This window comes from Xanthomonas fragariae (assembly GCF_017603965.1).
Lineage (GTDB): Bacteria > Pseudomonadota > Gammaproteobacteria > Xanthomonadales > Xanthomonadaceae > Xanthomonas > Xanthomonas fragariae_A.
The window spans coordinates 458376-473525 of the sequence record NZ_CP071955.1; the positions used below are offsets into that span (position 1 = coordinate 458376).

Annotated in this window: 15 protein-coding genes and 3 pseudogenes; 6 read left to right on the plus strand and 12 right to left on the minus strand. The window is 61.8% G+C overall.

Translation table 11 applies throughout. The features are described from left to right. The 3 genes from J5I97_RS02040 to J5I97_RS02050 form a co-directional block, all read right to left on the minus strand. Positions 1-738 (minus strand): DUF3348 domain-containing protein, encoded by a 738-nt coding sequence (locus J5I97_RS02040; protein ID WP_208588696.1) that lies wholly within the window; start codon positions 736-738, stop codon positions 1-3. A gap of 1451 nt (positions 739-2189) precedes the next feature. Beyond that, on the minus strand, positions 2190-2405 hold the full coding sequence (locus tag J5I97_RS02045; RefSeq protein ID WP_208588697.1) for a hypothetical protein: 216 nt from the start codon (positions 2403-2405) through the stop codon (positions 2190-2192). A 9-nt stretch (positions 2406-2414) separates the two neighbouring features. Next, complete coding sequence (locus J5I97_RS02050; RefSeq protein ID WP_002804067.1) at positions 2415-2666, minus strand: YkgJ family cysteine cluster protein; 252 nt, start codon at positions 2664-2666, stop codon at positions 2415-2417. 243 nt (positions 2667-2909) lie between these two features. Here J5I97_RS02050 and J5I97_RS02055 point away from each other — a divergent pair. Then, positions 2910-3108 (plus strand): annotated as a pseudogene (locus tag J5I97_RS02055) (transposase); the annotation flags it as partial. Positions 3109-3396: 288 nt separating this feature from the next. Here the strand turns inward: J5I97_RS02055 and J5I97_RS02060 are convergent. Genes J5I97_RS02060 through J5I97_RS02070 form a run of 3 tightly spaced genes read right to left on the minus strand, consistent with a single transcriptional unit; the run spans position 3397 to position 5968 of the window. Continuing rightward, positions 3397-4029 carry a hypothetical protein gene (locus J5I97_RS02060; protein WP_208588700.1) on the minus strand — a complete coding sequence of 211 codons (633 nt, stop codon included), beginning with the start codon at positions 4027-4029 and terminating at the stop codon, positions 3397-3399. A 35-nt stretch (positions 4030-4064) separates the two neighbouring features. Further along, complete coding sequence (locus tag J5I97_RS02065; protein ID WP_208586408.1) at positions 4065-5081, minus strand: IS30 family transposase; 1017 nt, start codon at positions 5079-5081, stop codon at positions 4065-4067. Then, positions 5057-5968, minus strand: a complete 912-nt coding sequence (locus tag J5I97_RS02070) for a hypothetical protein (RefSeq protein WP_208588702.1) — start codon at positions 5966-5968, stop codon at positions 5057-5059. The genes J5I97_RS02065 and J5I97_RS02070 overlap by 25 nt, the downstream gene beginning before the upstream one ends. Positions 5969-6145: 177 nt before the next feature. On the opposite strand from J5I97_RS02070, the gene J5I97_RS02075 reads away from it, so the two are divergent. From J5I97_RS02075 to J5I97_RS02085, 3 genes and pseudogenes are all read left to right on the plus strand, one after another. Beyond that, positions 6146-6295 carry a hypothetical protein gene (locus J5I97_RS02075; RefSeq protein ID WP_208588704.1) on the plus strand — a complete coding sequence of 50 codons (150 nt, stop codon included), beginning with the start codon at positions 6146-6148 and terminating at the stop codon, positions 6293-6295. Between the two features lie 204 nt (positions 6296-6499). Continuing rightward, positions 6500-6760, plus strand: a pseudogene (locus tag J5I97_RS02080) (hypothetical protein); the annotation flags it as partial. Then, on the plus strand, positions 6747-6908 hold the full coding sequence (locus tag J5I97_RS02085; protein WP_208588705.1) for a hypothetical protein: 162 nt from the start codon (positions 6747-6749) through the stop codon (positions 6906-6908). The pseudogene J5I97_RS02080 and the gene J5I97_RS02085, both read left to right, overlap by 14 nt. A gap of 87 nt (positions 6909-6995) precedes the next feature. Here the strand turns inward: J5I97_RS02085 and J5I97_RS02090 are convergent. After that, positions 6996-7205, minus strand: a pseudogene (locus J5I97_RS02090) (glutathione-dependent formaldehyde dehydrogenase); the annotation flags it as partial. A gap of 300 nt (positions 7206-7505) precedes the next feature. Here J5I97_RS02090 and J5I97_RS02095 point away from each other — a divergent pair. Together J5I97_RS02095 and J5I97_RS02100 are read left to right on the plus strand one after the other, a co-directional pair. After that, the gene (locus J5I97_RS02095; RefSeq protein ID WP_208588706.1) at positions 7506-8135 is read left to right on the plus strand and encodes a DUF4142 domain-containing protein; all 630 of its coding nucleotides are present in this window, start codon (positions 7506-7508) and stop codon (positions 8133-8135) included. 99 nt (positions 8136-8234) lie between these two features. Next, on the plus strand, positions 8235-8378 hold the full coding sequence (locus J5I97_RS02100) for a DUF3606 domain-containing protein (RefSeq protein WP_208588707.1): 144 nt from the start codon (positions 8235-8237) through the stop codon (positions 8376-8378). Positions 8379-8501: 123 nt separating this feature from the next. Here J5I97_RS02100 and J5I97_RS02105 read toward each other — a convergent pair whose 3' ends face one another. The 5 genes from J5I97_RS02105 to galE all read right to left on the minus strand — a co-directional run bounded on the left by J5I97_RS02105 (position 8502) and on the right by galE (position 15115). Continuing rightward, positions 8502-10298, minus strand: coding sequence for an ABC transporter ATP-binding protein (locus J5I97_RS02105; protein ID WP_208588708.1), 1797 nt, complete (start codon positions 10296-10298; stop codon positions 8502-8504). Further along, a complete protein-coding gene (locus J5I97_RS02110; RefSeq protein ID WP_208588709.1) occupies positions 10295-11446 on the minus strand; it encodes a beta-glucosidase in 1152 nt (383 codons plus the stop codon). The genes J5I97_RS02105 and J5I97_RS02110 overlap by 4 nt, the downstream gene beginning before the upstream one ends. A gap of 93 nt (positions 11447-11539) precedes the next feature. Then, positions 11540-12727, minus strand: coding sequence for a UDP-galactopyranose mutase (gene glf, locus J5I97_RS02115; protein WP_208591516.1), 1188 nt, complete (start codon positions 12725-12727; stop codon positions 11540-11542). Then, complete coding sequence (locus J5I97_RS02120; protein WP_208588710.1) at positions 12724-13908, minus strand: glycosyltransferase family 1 protein; 1185 nt, start codon at positions 13906-13908, stop codon at positions 12724-12726. The genes glf and J5I97_RS02120 overlap by 4 nt, the downstream gene beginning before the upstream one ends. 37 nt (positions 13909-13945) lie before the next feature. Next, positions 13946-15115, minus strand: a complete 1170-nt coding sequence (gene galE / locus J5I97_RS02125; RefSeq protein WP_208588712.1) for a UDP-glucose 4-epimerase GalE — start codon at positions 15113-15115, stop codon at positions 13946-13948. Between the last annotated feature and the right edge of the window lie 35 nt (positions 15116-15150).

The following is a 15150-nucleotide window of genomic DNA, read 5'->3' on the forward strand; positions in this document are numbered from 1 at the left end:
TTAGCGGGTACGAAGCGCTGCAAGCAGGCCTTCGATCGGGTGAAAACGAACATCCAGTTCGGCGAGCAACACGCTCTGCACGTCTTTGCGAAAGACATCCAGCCAGCCATCGGACACCACGCGCGGTGCGGCATCGTGGTCGGTTGACGGGTTGGACGCGTACGCGGCATCGCGCAGGCGCTCGAAGCGCGCGCCGAGCAGGTTCGGCACGGTGTTCAAGAGGGTCTGCTCGCGTGGGCTCAAGGTCAGCTCCATCGCCGCATCCACTTCGGCCAGCCGCGCCATCTCGCTGGACACCAGCGCCAGCAGGTTGCGCAGACGACTACGCAGATCGCCGGTAGCGGTGCGCATGCTGCGTTGCATGGTCAGGTAGTGCTGCCGGAATGGCGCGTAGTCGAGCACGGGTGTGGGCGCATCGGCCTGGGCTGCGGTGCGTGTATCGGCACGGATGCGCGCGACCACGGCGTCCAGATCGGCCACGCTGCTGGTCGCCAGGGCAGTGCGTACGCGCGTGCAGGCTTCGACATCGAGCGGCCGCGGCTCGGGCAGGTCATCGGTATCGGGCAGCTTGTCATCCAGTGCCTTGGACACCGCGACCGCGCGCGTCCAGTCGATCCACTGGCTCAGCCGATCGGCCAGCGCACGATTGGACTGTGCGAGGTGGGCATCGCTGAGGCGAGCAAGCAGGCGAATGAACGCCGGGCCCGACAGGGGCGCCCGTGGAGAAACTTTCGCCATTCTTCCGGTCAAAGACCACGCATTTTACACGGGAATGTATGCGCTTCGGCGCTTTGCACGGCACTTGCGGGCCTTTCGGGCAGGCCGGACCTGGCGGCATTCAGCCTGCCTGATGTGGTGTGTTGCGGGAGATTTCGGTCTCTGGCGGCGTGATGTCGGGTGTGAGTAACGCCGGGGTAGACCTCCATCCGCAGTCTGCATCCGACCCTGCACGACCGCCAACCTCACAGGGCGTCTGGCTTGGCCACGGGCACGCACAGCGGCGAGCGATCCACCACCCGGCCACCCGGCCACCCGGCCAATTGCCCAGCAATTGGGTTGCACCCAAGCCCATCAGCCCTCAGCCCACGTCCGCCGCCAATCACGACGCGGCTTTGCATATCACGCATCATGGGCATCGCGGCGCAAGCCGGCGGTGACATGATCCACTTGGCCAACGAAATGGCCTTACTGGCACAAGGGCTTGGCGCAATCGCTCGCGCGCAGCTGCCGTAACCACCGATTGCACTGCGTGCCGGCAACGCCAGCGTGCATGCCAAACACGGCCGATTGCCGTACGTGACGATGGCAGTGGCTGAGTTCACTCGATCTTGCCGCAGAATTCACGCACATCTGCCGTACCTGTTTTTATCGTCGATGCGTCGATGGCAGCGCATGGTTGCGGTGATCGCGCACTGCCCGTCGGGGCGCCGTCGGCGATGCGCCGGGCAAGCTGGATCGGTCTTGCCTGACGCGCCTCGCTCGACATTGCACAGGCGCGCCAACAACCGTGCAGGATGCCGTGCAGGATGCAAGTGATCCGGCACCACGTCGAGGAGCTTGGTCGTGAACGAACAAACAGCTTGCGTGCGTCTGCATGTCGTCGGTGGTCCGCAGGACGGGCAGATGCTGTGTGCATCGTCGCCGCCACAGTTGGCGATTCCCGAGGGCTACCAAATCGCGCCCTGGCCGGGCGAACAAGCCGGCATCCACTGGCATCACGAACTCAATCTGGCCTGTGCGCATGAATCTTTGTCGACATGCGCGGTGTATGCAGCACTGGGCGCGTGTTGGCGGTGCTTTCTGACAATGCGTCGGCAGGAGGCGGCGGCGCGTGTTGGTCGGTGTGTTGCGAGTGACCGGGACAAGGCTTGGGTTGTATGAGCGTGCAGTCCCGGCAGTGTGATTTGCCGCGTAAGAACGCCAAACACAACGTCGTAGACCGATGTCAGCCGTGTGCGGATCGCGCGTTCGGGGTCTGAATGCTTGAACAACTGCCGATTCTCGGCACCAATCAAGGCTGCTGAGCGATTGCGCGCCAGTTGCGTGGGTTGCTCGCTCGCGACTGCTCGAATCGGCGGCTGTGCGCGATCCAGCCCTGCGTGATCGCTGGGCGGTCGCGCGGCAGGTCTGCGCTCTGCAATTGCTGCACCATCGAGCCACAGCCGCACTTTGGCGTGCTGCTGCGCTGCTTATTCGGCGTCGGTGGCCGGCTTGGCCGCTGCAACGGGAGCGGCATCCGGCGCACCGCGCTTTTTTTCGCGACGCAACGGCGTATCGCCCAGACGCTCGATTGCACCACCGGACTGCTGGAATGCTTCAAGGTCGGCGGCCAGGCGCTGTTCGGACAAGCGGGGTTTGCCTGGCTGGTTGCTAACGGTCATCGACTGGCGGCGTGAATTATTCATCGCGAATCCTCATGCGTTGTAAAGCGTCAAGGGAATGCCCCGGCGGCGCTGGTCGTCGTAGGTGGCACGCACGTCGCGGCAATACGCGCCGGACATGACGAAACGGCGGCAGATCGCCGGCCGCGTGTCGTAGATCGAGCAACACATGCGCGCAGCGTCGATGGCCACGCACCAACCTTCCTCGTCGCGCGCCATCACGTGCCAGCCTTGCGGTGTCACGCTGGTCAGGTGGTTAGGGATGCGGTCGGATGGGTCGACCATGACGGTGAGCCGGCAACAGACGGCGTCGCAGCGTTCGCAGAGATTCTTGATGGAAAAGGCCAGATGAGAGTGGAGGCGACACCGGACTCCGGCCGCCCCCTGCACCATACACCTTGGGTATGCCGGGGTGTGAACCGGTCCCCCTTGTATGCGGTGTCGCTTCGAAAAGCATGCTGGTTTGTGCGTGCGATGCTACTTGCAGGGTGTCTTCAAGGTGCGTGTCAGGTCATTGCGTGCTGCCGACAGCACGCCCTCAATGGCATCGTCTATGTCCTGCGACCGGCATTGCGCGACAGGAACTGCCCCTGACACTGGGCGATGGCAGCGGCATGACCTGCCGGCGCCGGTTGCGTGATTGGCAAGCCAGCGTGTGTGGCATCGCCTGTATCAGGTCTTGCTAGCCGAACTGCGTCCAGGCCAGACGCTAGACCTGGGCCGGGCGCCTGGACGCCGCTAGCTGGCGTGGCCTCGGCAGTGCGTGTCACTGGCGCCCATCTCCACACCTCGGGGGTTGTTAGCCGCTCCTGGCGGGGACGTCAGCGCACTGCATCGACGATGCGCCATGCAACGGGTCCACAGGCATAGGGCGAATCGCTCAGCAACCTTAATGATTGCAGAGAGATAAAGTTGCGGCTGGTTTCACGTGTCGGCCGTGCCCGGTATAGCGCGACGCAATACTCCACGTTGCGGAGACGAACATCTGCCGGTCGTAAACTCCATGATGCAATAGTCATTCGGGAACATGCCGTTCACCATCGTTCCAGTTGAGCCCAGTGTCATTCTGGTCAAAGGTCGGTATCGACGCTTGCGGCATAGCGTTGGTGTGCTGGTGCTCTGTAGCTTCTGGCTGCGGTGCACCCGGGTCGAACGCAAAGCTGGAACTCGACGCCCCAGGCTGGGTTGGCCACGAAAGCGCCATGAACTGATGAGAAAATGTATCGAGATCCCAATTGCTTTGATGCGTTTGCGACAAAACATCCGTTTGATACAGTGCGCCCTCCCAGTCGAATTCAAAGGGGGAAATCGACGCATCGGGCTGGTCTGGACACGCAGGTCCCGTCACCTCCTGCTCGGGCGTATCGGGAATCCAGACGTCTTCAGCCGCCTGCGGCCAACCACCCTCATGAGTGAGTGGAAACATGGAGGAGTAAAAAGGCTCCACCGGTTCGGCTCTGCTTCCCAGGTCGGGCAACTGCTCGTTAGAAGGATACATCTGGTGCATCGGACGGGATGACATTTCACTGGCGTAGGTTCCCCCCTCGGCATATCTTTTCCCACCGCTGGACTCACACAAATCATTTTCATATTTCTCGTTGAATTGGTGGTCGACTTCGTAGATCTCACGCCCATCAATTATCTCCACGGAGTCCGTCGTTCTGGGGCGGTAAAAGGGTGGTCTCAAGATTCAAGTGCAACACGTGATTTGAAAGTTGCCAGTTCATGCTCCATCGCCTCGCTCGGCGTTTTCCATCCCAACGTCTCGCGTGGACGGGTGTTCATCAGTAATGCGATGTGATTGAGGTACTCCTGACTGACGGTGGACAGATCCGCACCCTTGGGCAAGAACTGGCGAAGTAGGCCATTGGTGTTTTCGTTGCTTCCGCGCTGCCAAGGCGCGTGTGGATCGGCAAACCACACATTGATGTTCAGTCCCTGCATCAGCTCGGCATAACACGTCAGTTCGGTCCCGCGATCATAGGTCAAGCTCGTTCGCATCGAAGCGGGAAGCCTTTTCATCTGGCGGGTAAACCCTTCCAGCGCATCGGCAGCCGTGCAGCCGTCCATTCGGCACAGCACCACAAAGCGCGTCTTGCGCTCCACCAACGTGCCAACGCAGGAACGATTGAACGCGCCCTTGATCAGATCGCCTTCCCAATGACCTGGAATCAGGCGCTGTCGCACGTCTTCGGGCCGGTGCACGATGCGTAGTTCCTCCGGCACCCAGGTGCGTTTGGCAGCGGTCGTACGCCGCAATCCCCGAGTAGGCTTGCCCTGGCGTAAAGCCTCCACCAGCTCCTTTTTCAGGCCACCGCGCGGGTGCGCATAGATCGTTGCGTAGATGGTTTCGTGGCTGACGCGCTGGGCAGAATCATCCGGATGCATGATCAAGAGCTTGGCAGCAATCTGCTGGGGCGACCAGCGCCACAGCACAAGATGATCACGCACCAGCTGGAACAAATCCGTCCCCGGGGTCAGCCTACGCCGCCGAACACTGCGCTGACGCCGCGCTTTGTAACGCCTGGCCGCATCTGCCGCACAGTAGCTCGTGGCGCCCTGCCTGACCAGCTCCCTGCTCAATGTCGATGGGCTTCTGCACAGAAGTCTGGAGATCGAGCGCAAGCTTTGACCACGCCGTGTTTCGATTTGCAGCACCGCGCGCTCTTCTGCACTCAGATGGAGATAGCTTTTTGACATGTGAACACCTTACTTGCTATGAGGGTGTTGCACTTGGAAGTTGAGTCTAAGAAGTCTCGCAGTTTCCGCAGCGCACTAACCGACTTTGCACTGCCCGCCGTGCGCGTTCTAGAGAATTCTTTGGCCTCATCCATCAAAGTTTGGGAGTGCAGTCTGCCCGTTTCGCATAATCCCTCTTTACCCTGGGCATGGAGCCATGCACTGAAGGCGCGCAACGCACATCCATAACCATTGAAAAGAAAACTATGCGCATTTTCGATGAATTGTGTATCAGCGTCAGGAGCCTTATGGTTGCGGTAACCCCGCATCTTTACCATTCCGTGGGTGAGGGATTTCGCGTCATGGATATGATCCAGTGCCGCGAACAGAGAGTTATTCTCATTATTTTTCAGGGACATCGAGGCATCGCGTTTCAGCTCGTCTTTGTCGTTGAAGACCCGATGTAGACCACCCTTTTGCTGCTGCCTGAGCCAACCGCTAAAACGCATCAACAAATAGGCGTACTGTTTTGTGGTCCTGAATTTGGCACCCCCTTTGTTGGCACCGTCTACAAACTGCACGATGAGTTCCCTATCGGCTCGATAGGGTGTTTCCGAGCCTGGTGACCAGATCCCGTTTCGAATCGCGTCGCTTAGCTCGGCGAACGTGCGGAGCCTACCGTACAAGGCTGGACGATTATCTGGCGCCTGACGTTCCTCATGAACTGCGGCGTGTGCAACTGCAGCGTCTGCAAGAGCAGGCTGCTGCGCTGTTGTCCCCTGGGGCCCAGGCGCATCCGCGCGCCGAAGTTGAGGATGAGGAACATGACTGTTGGGGGGCAGGTCGTCGTAATGCAGCGCGAAGGGAAACGGTATCGATGTGCCGTTCGGCGCCAGAAGCGCACCCAATCCCGGCACCGAACGCGCAGCGGATGCCTCGGTGCGACGGAGTTTAGTCGGTCGAGCTGTCAGTTCGCCGAGGACGCCAGAGGGCGCTGACGACGACGGCATTCCGGCCGGAGCGCCACCCGGGCTCGCCGGCTGGCCAGTCGGCTGCTCTGGCAGGCTTTGGTAGGTACTCTGGGCATGCGTCCGACGAATGCTGCTCTTTGGGCTCCACATTTTTTCGCTCCGCTTCATGATGAAAAAGACGGCTCGTTGCTGGATCTGGTCAAGCTGATGCGGCGCAGGGATATCCGCTTAACACCGCCAGCTCTCGCGCATTTGCCCTACTGATGACCTTTGCTTTCCATCTAGTCGGAGTGCTGCCGATTTAGCCTTCGATAATCGATTATTGTGATCGATCGATCGATCGCACACCCGGTGCGCAGATAGCGAAGCCGTAGCGGGTTTGCCGAACACCACCGTGAGCGTTTAAGGCGCGCGCTGGCAACGTTTGTCGAGTGACGGATTGGACCTTGAAGTCATCGGTATAATGACGACGACACCGGACCGAACCGGACCGACCGCTGCAAGCTCGGCAGCAAGCGGTACCAGATCGTCGACCGCACCGGCGTTCCCTTGGCGTTTTGTGTGACGGGCGCCGATCGACACGACGCAGTGGTTTTCGAGGCCGACGTTTGCAAGCGACGCATCCGCTTCCAGCGACGTGTCGATCTCCATCTGGCGTGGCTGTGGCTTGCCTGCTCCATCATCTGCCTTCGGCCCCTTACCTTGATTTTTCTAAATGCTCTTAGGTGATTGGCCATGCATTGCGTTGCCGCACGGTGCATGCCGTGCGCACAACGACAAGAAAAAGCAGGACACGCTGCGGGACGAAGCTGTGGAAGAAACCTTCCCGGCCAGCGATCCTGTGTCGCCATTCTTACCGGCCAAACCGCTGGACTGAGCAACCTGTGCGGTTGTATCAAGGCAGACGGCGCGCCCAAGGACCGCGCCGTCTGCGTATTAGTATCGCCAACGCCAACGCCAACGCTTACGGGGTCGGCACCACCTTGCGGCAATCTTCCAGCTTCTTGTCGAACACCTCGTAGCCGCGCGCTGCCTCGGCCAGTGGCATGCGCTGCGAAATGATTGAAGTCTGCTTGAGCTCGCCATTACCGATGCGCTCCAGCAGATGCGGTATGTGTTTTCGCACATGCGTCTGGCCCATCTTGAAGGTCAGGCCCTTGTCGAACGTAGCGCCGCGTTGCCGTAATGCACTTCGGTCTAGCCGCCGGACAAACCGCCGTACAAATGGCTGAAACCGAACAGGGCCGCAGGCGGGCGCATGTTGCTAGCCGCTCTAAACCCGTCAGTACGGTGCGTGCGCACGGTGTGGACGCGCTCGATCGGCGACGCCGCGTTGATGCCCAAGTCACATCTGGATAACCCACGCCCTCGCACTCTGGCTGCACGCGCTGGAACGCATGCAACTGGTGCATGCATTGCCCACGTGAACCCAACAATCAACGATCGCTAAGCAACGATCACTCAGGAGGCAAGAATGGAAATTTTCAAGATGGTGACCGCCGGTGCCGTCGGCTATGTGGCCTACAAGGCGTGGCAGCGTCGGCAGGGTCAGGCCGAGGACACGCAGAACGCGCAAGGCGCGCCGCAGGACATGCACAAAGCACCTGTCCTCGGTGCCATACCGCCGCACGGCGACCCGTTGCGTGACAGCGTGGGTGGTGCCCGTGACCGCAAACAGGCGCTGGGTGCGCTGGCGGCGTTCAATGAGCAGGAACGCACGCTCGCGCAGCTGGCAGTGGTTAAAGGCGTCGAAGGGGAAGTGCTCGACTTCGCACGCAAGATGGACGAAGCGCACAGCGCTGCGCTGACCGACCTCAGTCGTTTCGCCCCGGATCGCAACGGTACGCTGGGCCAAGCTGCGTCCGCGCGCTCGGAAGGCACGCGCAAGCGTTTGGAAGACCTGCATGGGCAGCAGTTCGAATCGCAGTATCTGCAAGCCAGCGTGACCAGCCACGAACAGGCGCTGGCGTTGCTCGATACGCAGCTGAGCAGCGAGCCGGGCTCCAGCGATCTGGGCAAGGAACTGCAGCATGCGCGCGAAACCATCGCCGAGCATCTGGAACACGCCAGAGCCTTGCGTGCCAAGCAGGGCCAGCCGCACTGACACCTGCTCCACCGGCTGCAGACTCGGCAACGCATCGGAGATCGCCATGGGCGGGCCACAGAACGTAAATCGTCAACCCACCGACATGCATGAACCGACATGCACAAAGTGAGAATCAACCAGGAATGGGATTTGCAGCTCTGGGCGCGCGAACTGCCGATCTGCGCGGACGACCTCAACAAAGCGGTGCAGGAGATGGGCAACGCGACCATCGCGTTATGCGGCTATCGACCGCCGCATTGAGCATCAGATGTCGATTACCAAAACAGGTAGCACGCGCTGCCTGTTTTTGTTGGTGCCGATGATCGATCCAGTCTGATGTCGGCACAGTTTATCGAACCGTGCAGCGCTGCAATCGAGCGCGCATCATGCATCGCAATCGGGTGATAGCCCCTGCGGCGCAGCCTGCTCGAATCCCGCCGCCTGGCGCTGCCACAAGCCATCGAAGACGCCGCCGCGGCCGCGCAATTGCGCAGGGTCGCCGTCTTCCACCACGCGGCCTTCCTGCAACACCACGATGCGATCGAAGCCGATCACGGTGGATAGGCGATGGGCCACCGCAAGCACCGTGCGATCGCGCATCAGATGATCCAGCGCGGCCTGGATTTCCGCTTCCGATTCGGTATCCAGCGCCGAGGTCGCCTCGTCCAGGATCAGGATCGGCGCATCCTTGAGGAATGCGCGTGCAATGCCTAGCCGTTGCCGCTGGCCACCGGACAACATCACCCCACGCTCGCCCACCTGGGTGTCATAGCCTTCGGGCAATTGTCGAATGAAGCCATCGCAGAACGCATGGCGAGCTGCTTCGTGCACCTCCGCATCGCTGGCGTCCGGCCGGCCATAGCGGATGTTGTCGCCGATGCTGCGGTTGAACAGTGCGGTTTCCTGCGGCACCACGGCGATCTTCTCGCGCAGGCTGTCCTGGCTGACGCTGCGGATGTCTTGCCCGTCGATCAGCACGCGCCCGGACTCCACATCGTCCAGCCGCTGGATCAGCGCGATCAAGGTGGACTTGCCGGCACCGGACGGCCCGACGATGCCTACCTTTTGGCCTGCCGGAATATGCAGGTTCAATCCGTCCAGTACCGCTGCCCGATCGGGATAAGCAAATCGCACCTGTTCGAAACGCACATCGCCCTCTGCCAGCGCCAACGGTGCATCCGAATCGACGATGGCGTGCGGTTGCAGAATGATATGCAGCGTATCGGCGATGGCGCCCAGTTGCTGGGTGGTATCCAGCAGGGTCAGCGCCAGATCGCGCGAGCCGTGCAGGATGCGGAAAGTCAGCGCGCTGACCAACACCACATCGCCTGCACTCACTGCGCTGGCGCGCCACATGCCGATCGCCCAGATCAACATGCCGCCGGCCATCAGCGACAAACAAATGTCGTGGATCACGCGGGCTTTTTCCACATACATCCAGCTGCGCCGATGTGCGACCGCCTCGTGCCCGATCTGCTCGGCCAGCCGCGCGCTTTCGCGATCGCGCGCGGCAAACGCCTTGATCGTCCACACATTGGACACCGCATCGACCAACTCGCCGCCCACGCGTGCAGCCTGTGCGGCAAAGCGCTGATGTTTGGCGCGACCACGGATGCCGAAGCTGGTGATGATGGCCGCCACAATCCCGATGAAGCCGACCAGGGTGGCCGCCATGCGCCAGTCCACCGTCAACAGCAACACGATTGCGCCGATGAAGTCCACGATCGGCGGCACGATTTTCCACGCCAACCCTCCGAAGATCTGCCCGGAAGCGCTGCCGAGCGCGGTGATTCGGTTGCCCAGTGCACCGCCGAAATGCTCGGTGAAATAGCGCATCGGGTGGCCGGTGAGATGGCGGAACAGATCCACGCGGATATCCACCACGCTGGCCACCACTGTGCGGCAACCCAGCCAGCCGCCAAGCCGCCACAACAGGTTTTCGATCGCGATCAGGCTGATGAACACGCCCAGCGGCAGCCATACATCGGCTTGGCTGCGTCGGTCGGTGGCCATCGCGTCCACCAGTACCTTCATGCCGTATTGCACGCAAACCGCGCAGCCGGCGGCGCCAACGATCAACAGCAGCAGACCACCAAAATGCCAGGGACGTTGGCAGACGTAATGCCAGAGGAAACGTGCCGGTGTATCCGGCAAGAGATCGGGTTGTGCGGCGGTTTTCACGTGCCGATGTCGGCCAGCGCAAACGGCGGTGCGCGCTGGCCGAAGCGGTCATGCTCGCGCCGCAACTGTTCGGCCAGGCCGGCATGCAGCGGCCGCTCGCCGTGTTCATCCGCGTAACCAAACAGGCCTGTCGGACAATGGCGATAATTTTCCCATCCCGGATAGTCCAGCACCGGATACAGGCAGATGCCTTCCATCGCCACGCCTTGCTGCAGCGCCAGCGCGACTTCGCTGCCGACGTGCTCCAGCCACGGCCCGCGTTGATCGGCTTCGGCACCGGTTTCGGCGACGAACATCGGGCGACGATAGCGCTGCCAGAACTCCTGCATGATGGTCGAGAATGGGCGGTGGTCGGCAGAGCTGCGCAGGATCGGCGCGCCGCCGAGATACCACTGATTGTCCGAGTAATAATTGACGCCGATGATGTCCAGATACTGCGGCGCCCCACCCAGGCCGGGCCACTGTTTTCCGCACAGCATGTCCCAGGCTTCGAACTGCGCCAGGCGCAAGCGTTCGGCTTCGCGTCGCGGGCCGGGGCGATCGTTGGAGGGCACCACATGGATCGCAGGATCCACCTGCACGAAACGCGCGCGCGGCTGGACCTGCCGCACTGCATCGATCGCGGCAATGGTGGCACGCACCAGTTGATGCTTGAGCTCGAAGCCGCGCCCGCGCCCCATCGGATGCATGTGTGCGTGATCGCCGCCATTCCACGCCCAGAACGAGATCTCGTTGAGCGGCGCATAGAATGGCACCGCGTCGGTTTCGTTCTTGATGCACTGCGCGGCCGCCGCGGCGAACCGCGCGAAGCGGTCGACGAATTGCGGCGTCCAGATATCCACATCGTCCGGCCAGCCGTAATGGCACAGGTCCCAGATCACCTGCATGCCGGCCGTATTGGCGGCATGCAGCATCGGTAAAAAGCTGGACCAATCGTAATGCCCGGGGCGTTGCTCGATCAGGTGCCAACGCAAGCCATCGCGCACGGTGCGCAAGCCGTGCGCGGACACCGCCTCGTAATCCTTTGCGGCCCAACGGTCGTGCTTGGTGCCGGCGATCAGGTCCAGCCGACGCCCGTCGCGGCGGCGGTGGCTCGAACACTCGAATCCGGCCATGAAAAAACTGTCGAACACTGTGGGGGTATGCATCTGACATCCTGCTGCACGCTCGGCTGCGCGTCGGCAGCGGAGCGTCAATGACTGCCCCGCAGCGGGACTGCTGCAGGGGCGGGGCGTTGTCGATCAGATCGCCGGTTCGGCGCGACGCTGCTGTTCGGCCTCTTCGATGCGCTTGTACAAGGCCAAGGCCTGACCGACCACTTGATCCATGTTGTAGTACTTGTAGGTGCCCAGCCGACCAAGGAAGGTGACCTTGGGCGTCTCGGCCGCCAAGCGCTCGTAGCGCCGGTACAGCTCGGCGTTCTCTGCGCGTGGAATCGGATAATACGGGTCGCCTTCGGCCGATGGATACTCGCGGGTGAGGCTGGTCTTGGGGTGTTGCTGACCGGTCAGGTGCTTGTATTCGGTGATGCGCGTGTAGGCGACATCTTCGGCCGGATAGTTGACCGTGGCCACCGCCTGGAAGTGCTCCTGATCCAGCGTGCTGTGCTCGAACTTGAGCGAGCGATACGGCAGCTTGCCGTAGCAATAGTCGAAGTATTCGTCCACCGGCCCGCTGTAGACCAGCTGGTCGTAGTCCAGCTCGTCGCGGATCTCGCGGTAGCCGGTATTGAGCATCACCTTGATGTTGGGATGATCGAGCATGCGCTCGAACATGCGCGTGTAACCGTGCAACGGCATCTGCTGGAAGGTGTCGGTAAAGTAACGGTCGTCGTCGTTGGTACGCGTTGGCACGCGCGAGGTGACCGATTTGTCCAGCTGCGATGGATCCAGGCCCCACTGCTTGCGCGTATAGCCGCGGAAGAAGGTCTCGTACAGCGCGTGACCCACCTGGTTGATCACCACATCTTCGCTGGTCTGGATGTCGGCCACCGGCTCGGCACGGCTGGCCAGAAATGCGGCGGCCTCTTCTTCGGTGGTGAGCTGCAAGCCGTACAAGCGGTTCAATGTGGTCATGTTGATCGGGATCGGCACCTGCTGCTCGCCCACCTGCGCGAGCACGCGGTGCTCATACGGGCGCCACTGCGTGAAGTTGGACAGATAATCTACGATGCGCTGCGCATTGGTGTGGAAAATATGCGGGCCATAGCGATGGATCAGCACACCGGCATCGTCGTGAAAGTCATAGGCATTGCCACCGATATGGGGACGCCGATCGACCACCAGTACACGCTTGCCCAGGCCCGCAGCCAGACGCTCGGCCAGCACGCTGCCGGCAAAGCCCGCGCCGACGATCAGGTAATCGAAGCCACGCCGCGTACTGATGCGCGTACGCGTGTTGGCGAGCGGCGCAGTGCCGGAAAGCGTCATTGCATCCAAGAGAGGGTCTCCTTCATCAAGTCGTAGGTGTGGTCCCAGGACATATCGCCCAGCACCTGGTCGGCGGAGTGGAACAACCGCTCGCGATCGGCGCCGTCCTGCAGCGCGGCCTCGCAAGCGGCCACAAAGGCATCGGGAGTGTCGGCAATACGCACCACGCCGGAGTCGCCATAGGTGCGCACCACATCGTGGATCGGCGTGGACACGACCGGGCAGCCGCCGGCCAGATATTCGGGCGTCTTGGTCGGGCTGATGAAGCGAGTAGAGGCGTTCATCGCGAAGGGCATCAACGCCACATCCCAGCCAGAGAGATAGCCGGGCAGTTCGTCGTAGGTTTTGCTGCCCAGGTAATGGATGTTGTCGGCCTGCGGCAAATCGGCCGAGTCGATCTTGACCACGGGCCCGATCATCACGAACTGCCACTGCGGTCGCTGCACGGCAATCGTGCGCAATAGCTCCACATCCAAGCGCTCGTCGATCACGCCATAGAAGCCAAGTCGCGGATGTGCGATGCCGGTTTGATCGGCAGGCTCCTGCTGCGGCGCGCGCGCTGCAGCAAAGTGCGCCACGTCCACACTGCTCGGAAACGCGTGCGCGTTGGCATGCAGCGCGCGTTTGGCTTCCCAGATGCTGTAGCCGCCGGTGAAAACCACATCGGCACGCTGCAGCAGTTCGCGCTCGCGTTGCACCAGTTCGGGCGGCGCACCGCGGAAGGCCGACAGCTCATCCATGCAATCGTAGACGATGGTGCGTGGATGCAGATGCGCACTGAAGCTCTGGCTCATCGGCGTGTAATACCACAGCAGCAGATCGCTCACGCCGAGCTCGGCCAGGTAGCCGTCCAGCAGCCGGCGCTGCACCTGCACGGCATCGTCGCCTTCGCGCCCGACCGGCAAACGCGGCACCAGGACATGCGCGCCGCCTTCCTCGCCACGCACCTGCAGCCACGGATCGGGCTCGTCGCAGGCAATGGGTTCTTCCCAGAACAGGACGTTGAAATCGCGGGCAAAGCGCGCCATCAGATGCTGCGGTCGCTGATAGACAAAGTTCCAGCGCAGATGCGACAGACACAATAGCGTGGGCCGTGACGCGTCGAACTGCGGCGCGCTGTCGGATGCAACGGCTCGGCGGGTCTTGCCGATAGCGTATTGGAACTGACCAGCCCAACTCATGGAATGTCCCCAATAGAGAAAAAAGAATGACCGCGTATCACGCGCGCGAAAGACGGTCGGCGACCACCAACGTGCGTGCCGGTTCGCTGCGGCGCCGTCCATCCGCCGTCAGCATCAGCCGGCGTGCCGGTGCAACCGGTTCGCGAGCAACCTCGCGTTCGGGTACGGTTGCCGGTGTGCGCTGCCGGGGCAGGCGCGAGGTGGCATAACCATCCGGGTGCATCGACTGCCAGCGCCAGGTGTCGCGGCACATGCGGTCCAGGTCGTATTCGGCTTTCCAGCCCAACAGCCGATTGGCCAGCGCGGTACTGGCGAAATACACTGCCACATCGCCATCGCGGCGCGGCGCAATGTGCAGCGGGATGCGGCAACCGCTGGCACGCTCGAACGCGGCCGCTACTTCGCGCACGCTATAGCCGCGCCCGGTGCCGAGATTCACCACCAGCCCCTTGCGTTTGCGTTGCAGGTAATCGATGGCATCCACGTGCGCGCGTGCCAGATCCATCACATGCAGATAGTCGCGCACACCGGTGCCGTCTTCGGTGGGGTAGTCCTCGCCAAACACATGCAAGGCATCGCGGCGACCGACCGCAACCTGCGCGATGTACGGCATCAAATTGTTGGGCACCCCGCGCGGGTCTTCGCCCAGATAGCCGCTGGGATGCGCACCGACCGGATTGAAGTAGCGCAGCAGCGCCGCGTTGAACTCAGGCCAGGCCGCGCTCAGATCGCCGATCATTTCTTCCATCATCAGCTTGGTGCGCCCGTAAGGATTGATCGCCTTCAACGGCGCGCTTTCCTTGATCGGGCTGATGTTGGCGTCGCCATACACGGTGGCCGACGAACTGAACACCAGGTTGGACACCTTGGCGATGCGCATTGCACGCAACAGCGACAGCGTGCCGGTGACATTGTTGTTGAAATACAGCAGTGGCTCGCGCACCGATTCGCCCACCGCCTTGAGCGCAGCGAAATGCAGCACCGCATCGATGCGTTTGCCGATCAGCAGCTCTGCGAGCTCGGGTGCGCGCACATCCATACGATGGAATTCCGGTCGAAATCCCATCAGATGCTGCAGATGATCGAGCACGCGTTCGGACGAATTGCTGAAATTATCGACAATGCACACATCGTGTCCACGTCGCGCCAGTTCGACGCAGGTATGTGAGCCGATATAGCCGGTACCGCCGGTGACCAAAATTCTCATTGTTGTCTGCCTTGTGGGAGCGCCGATGCGCTAGC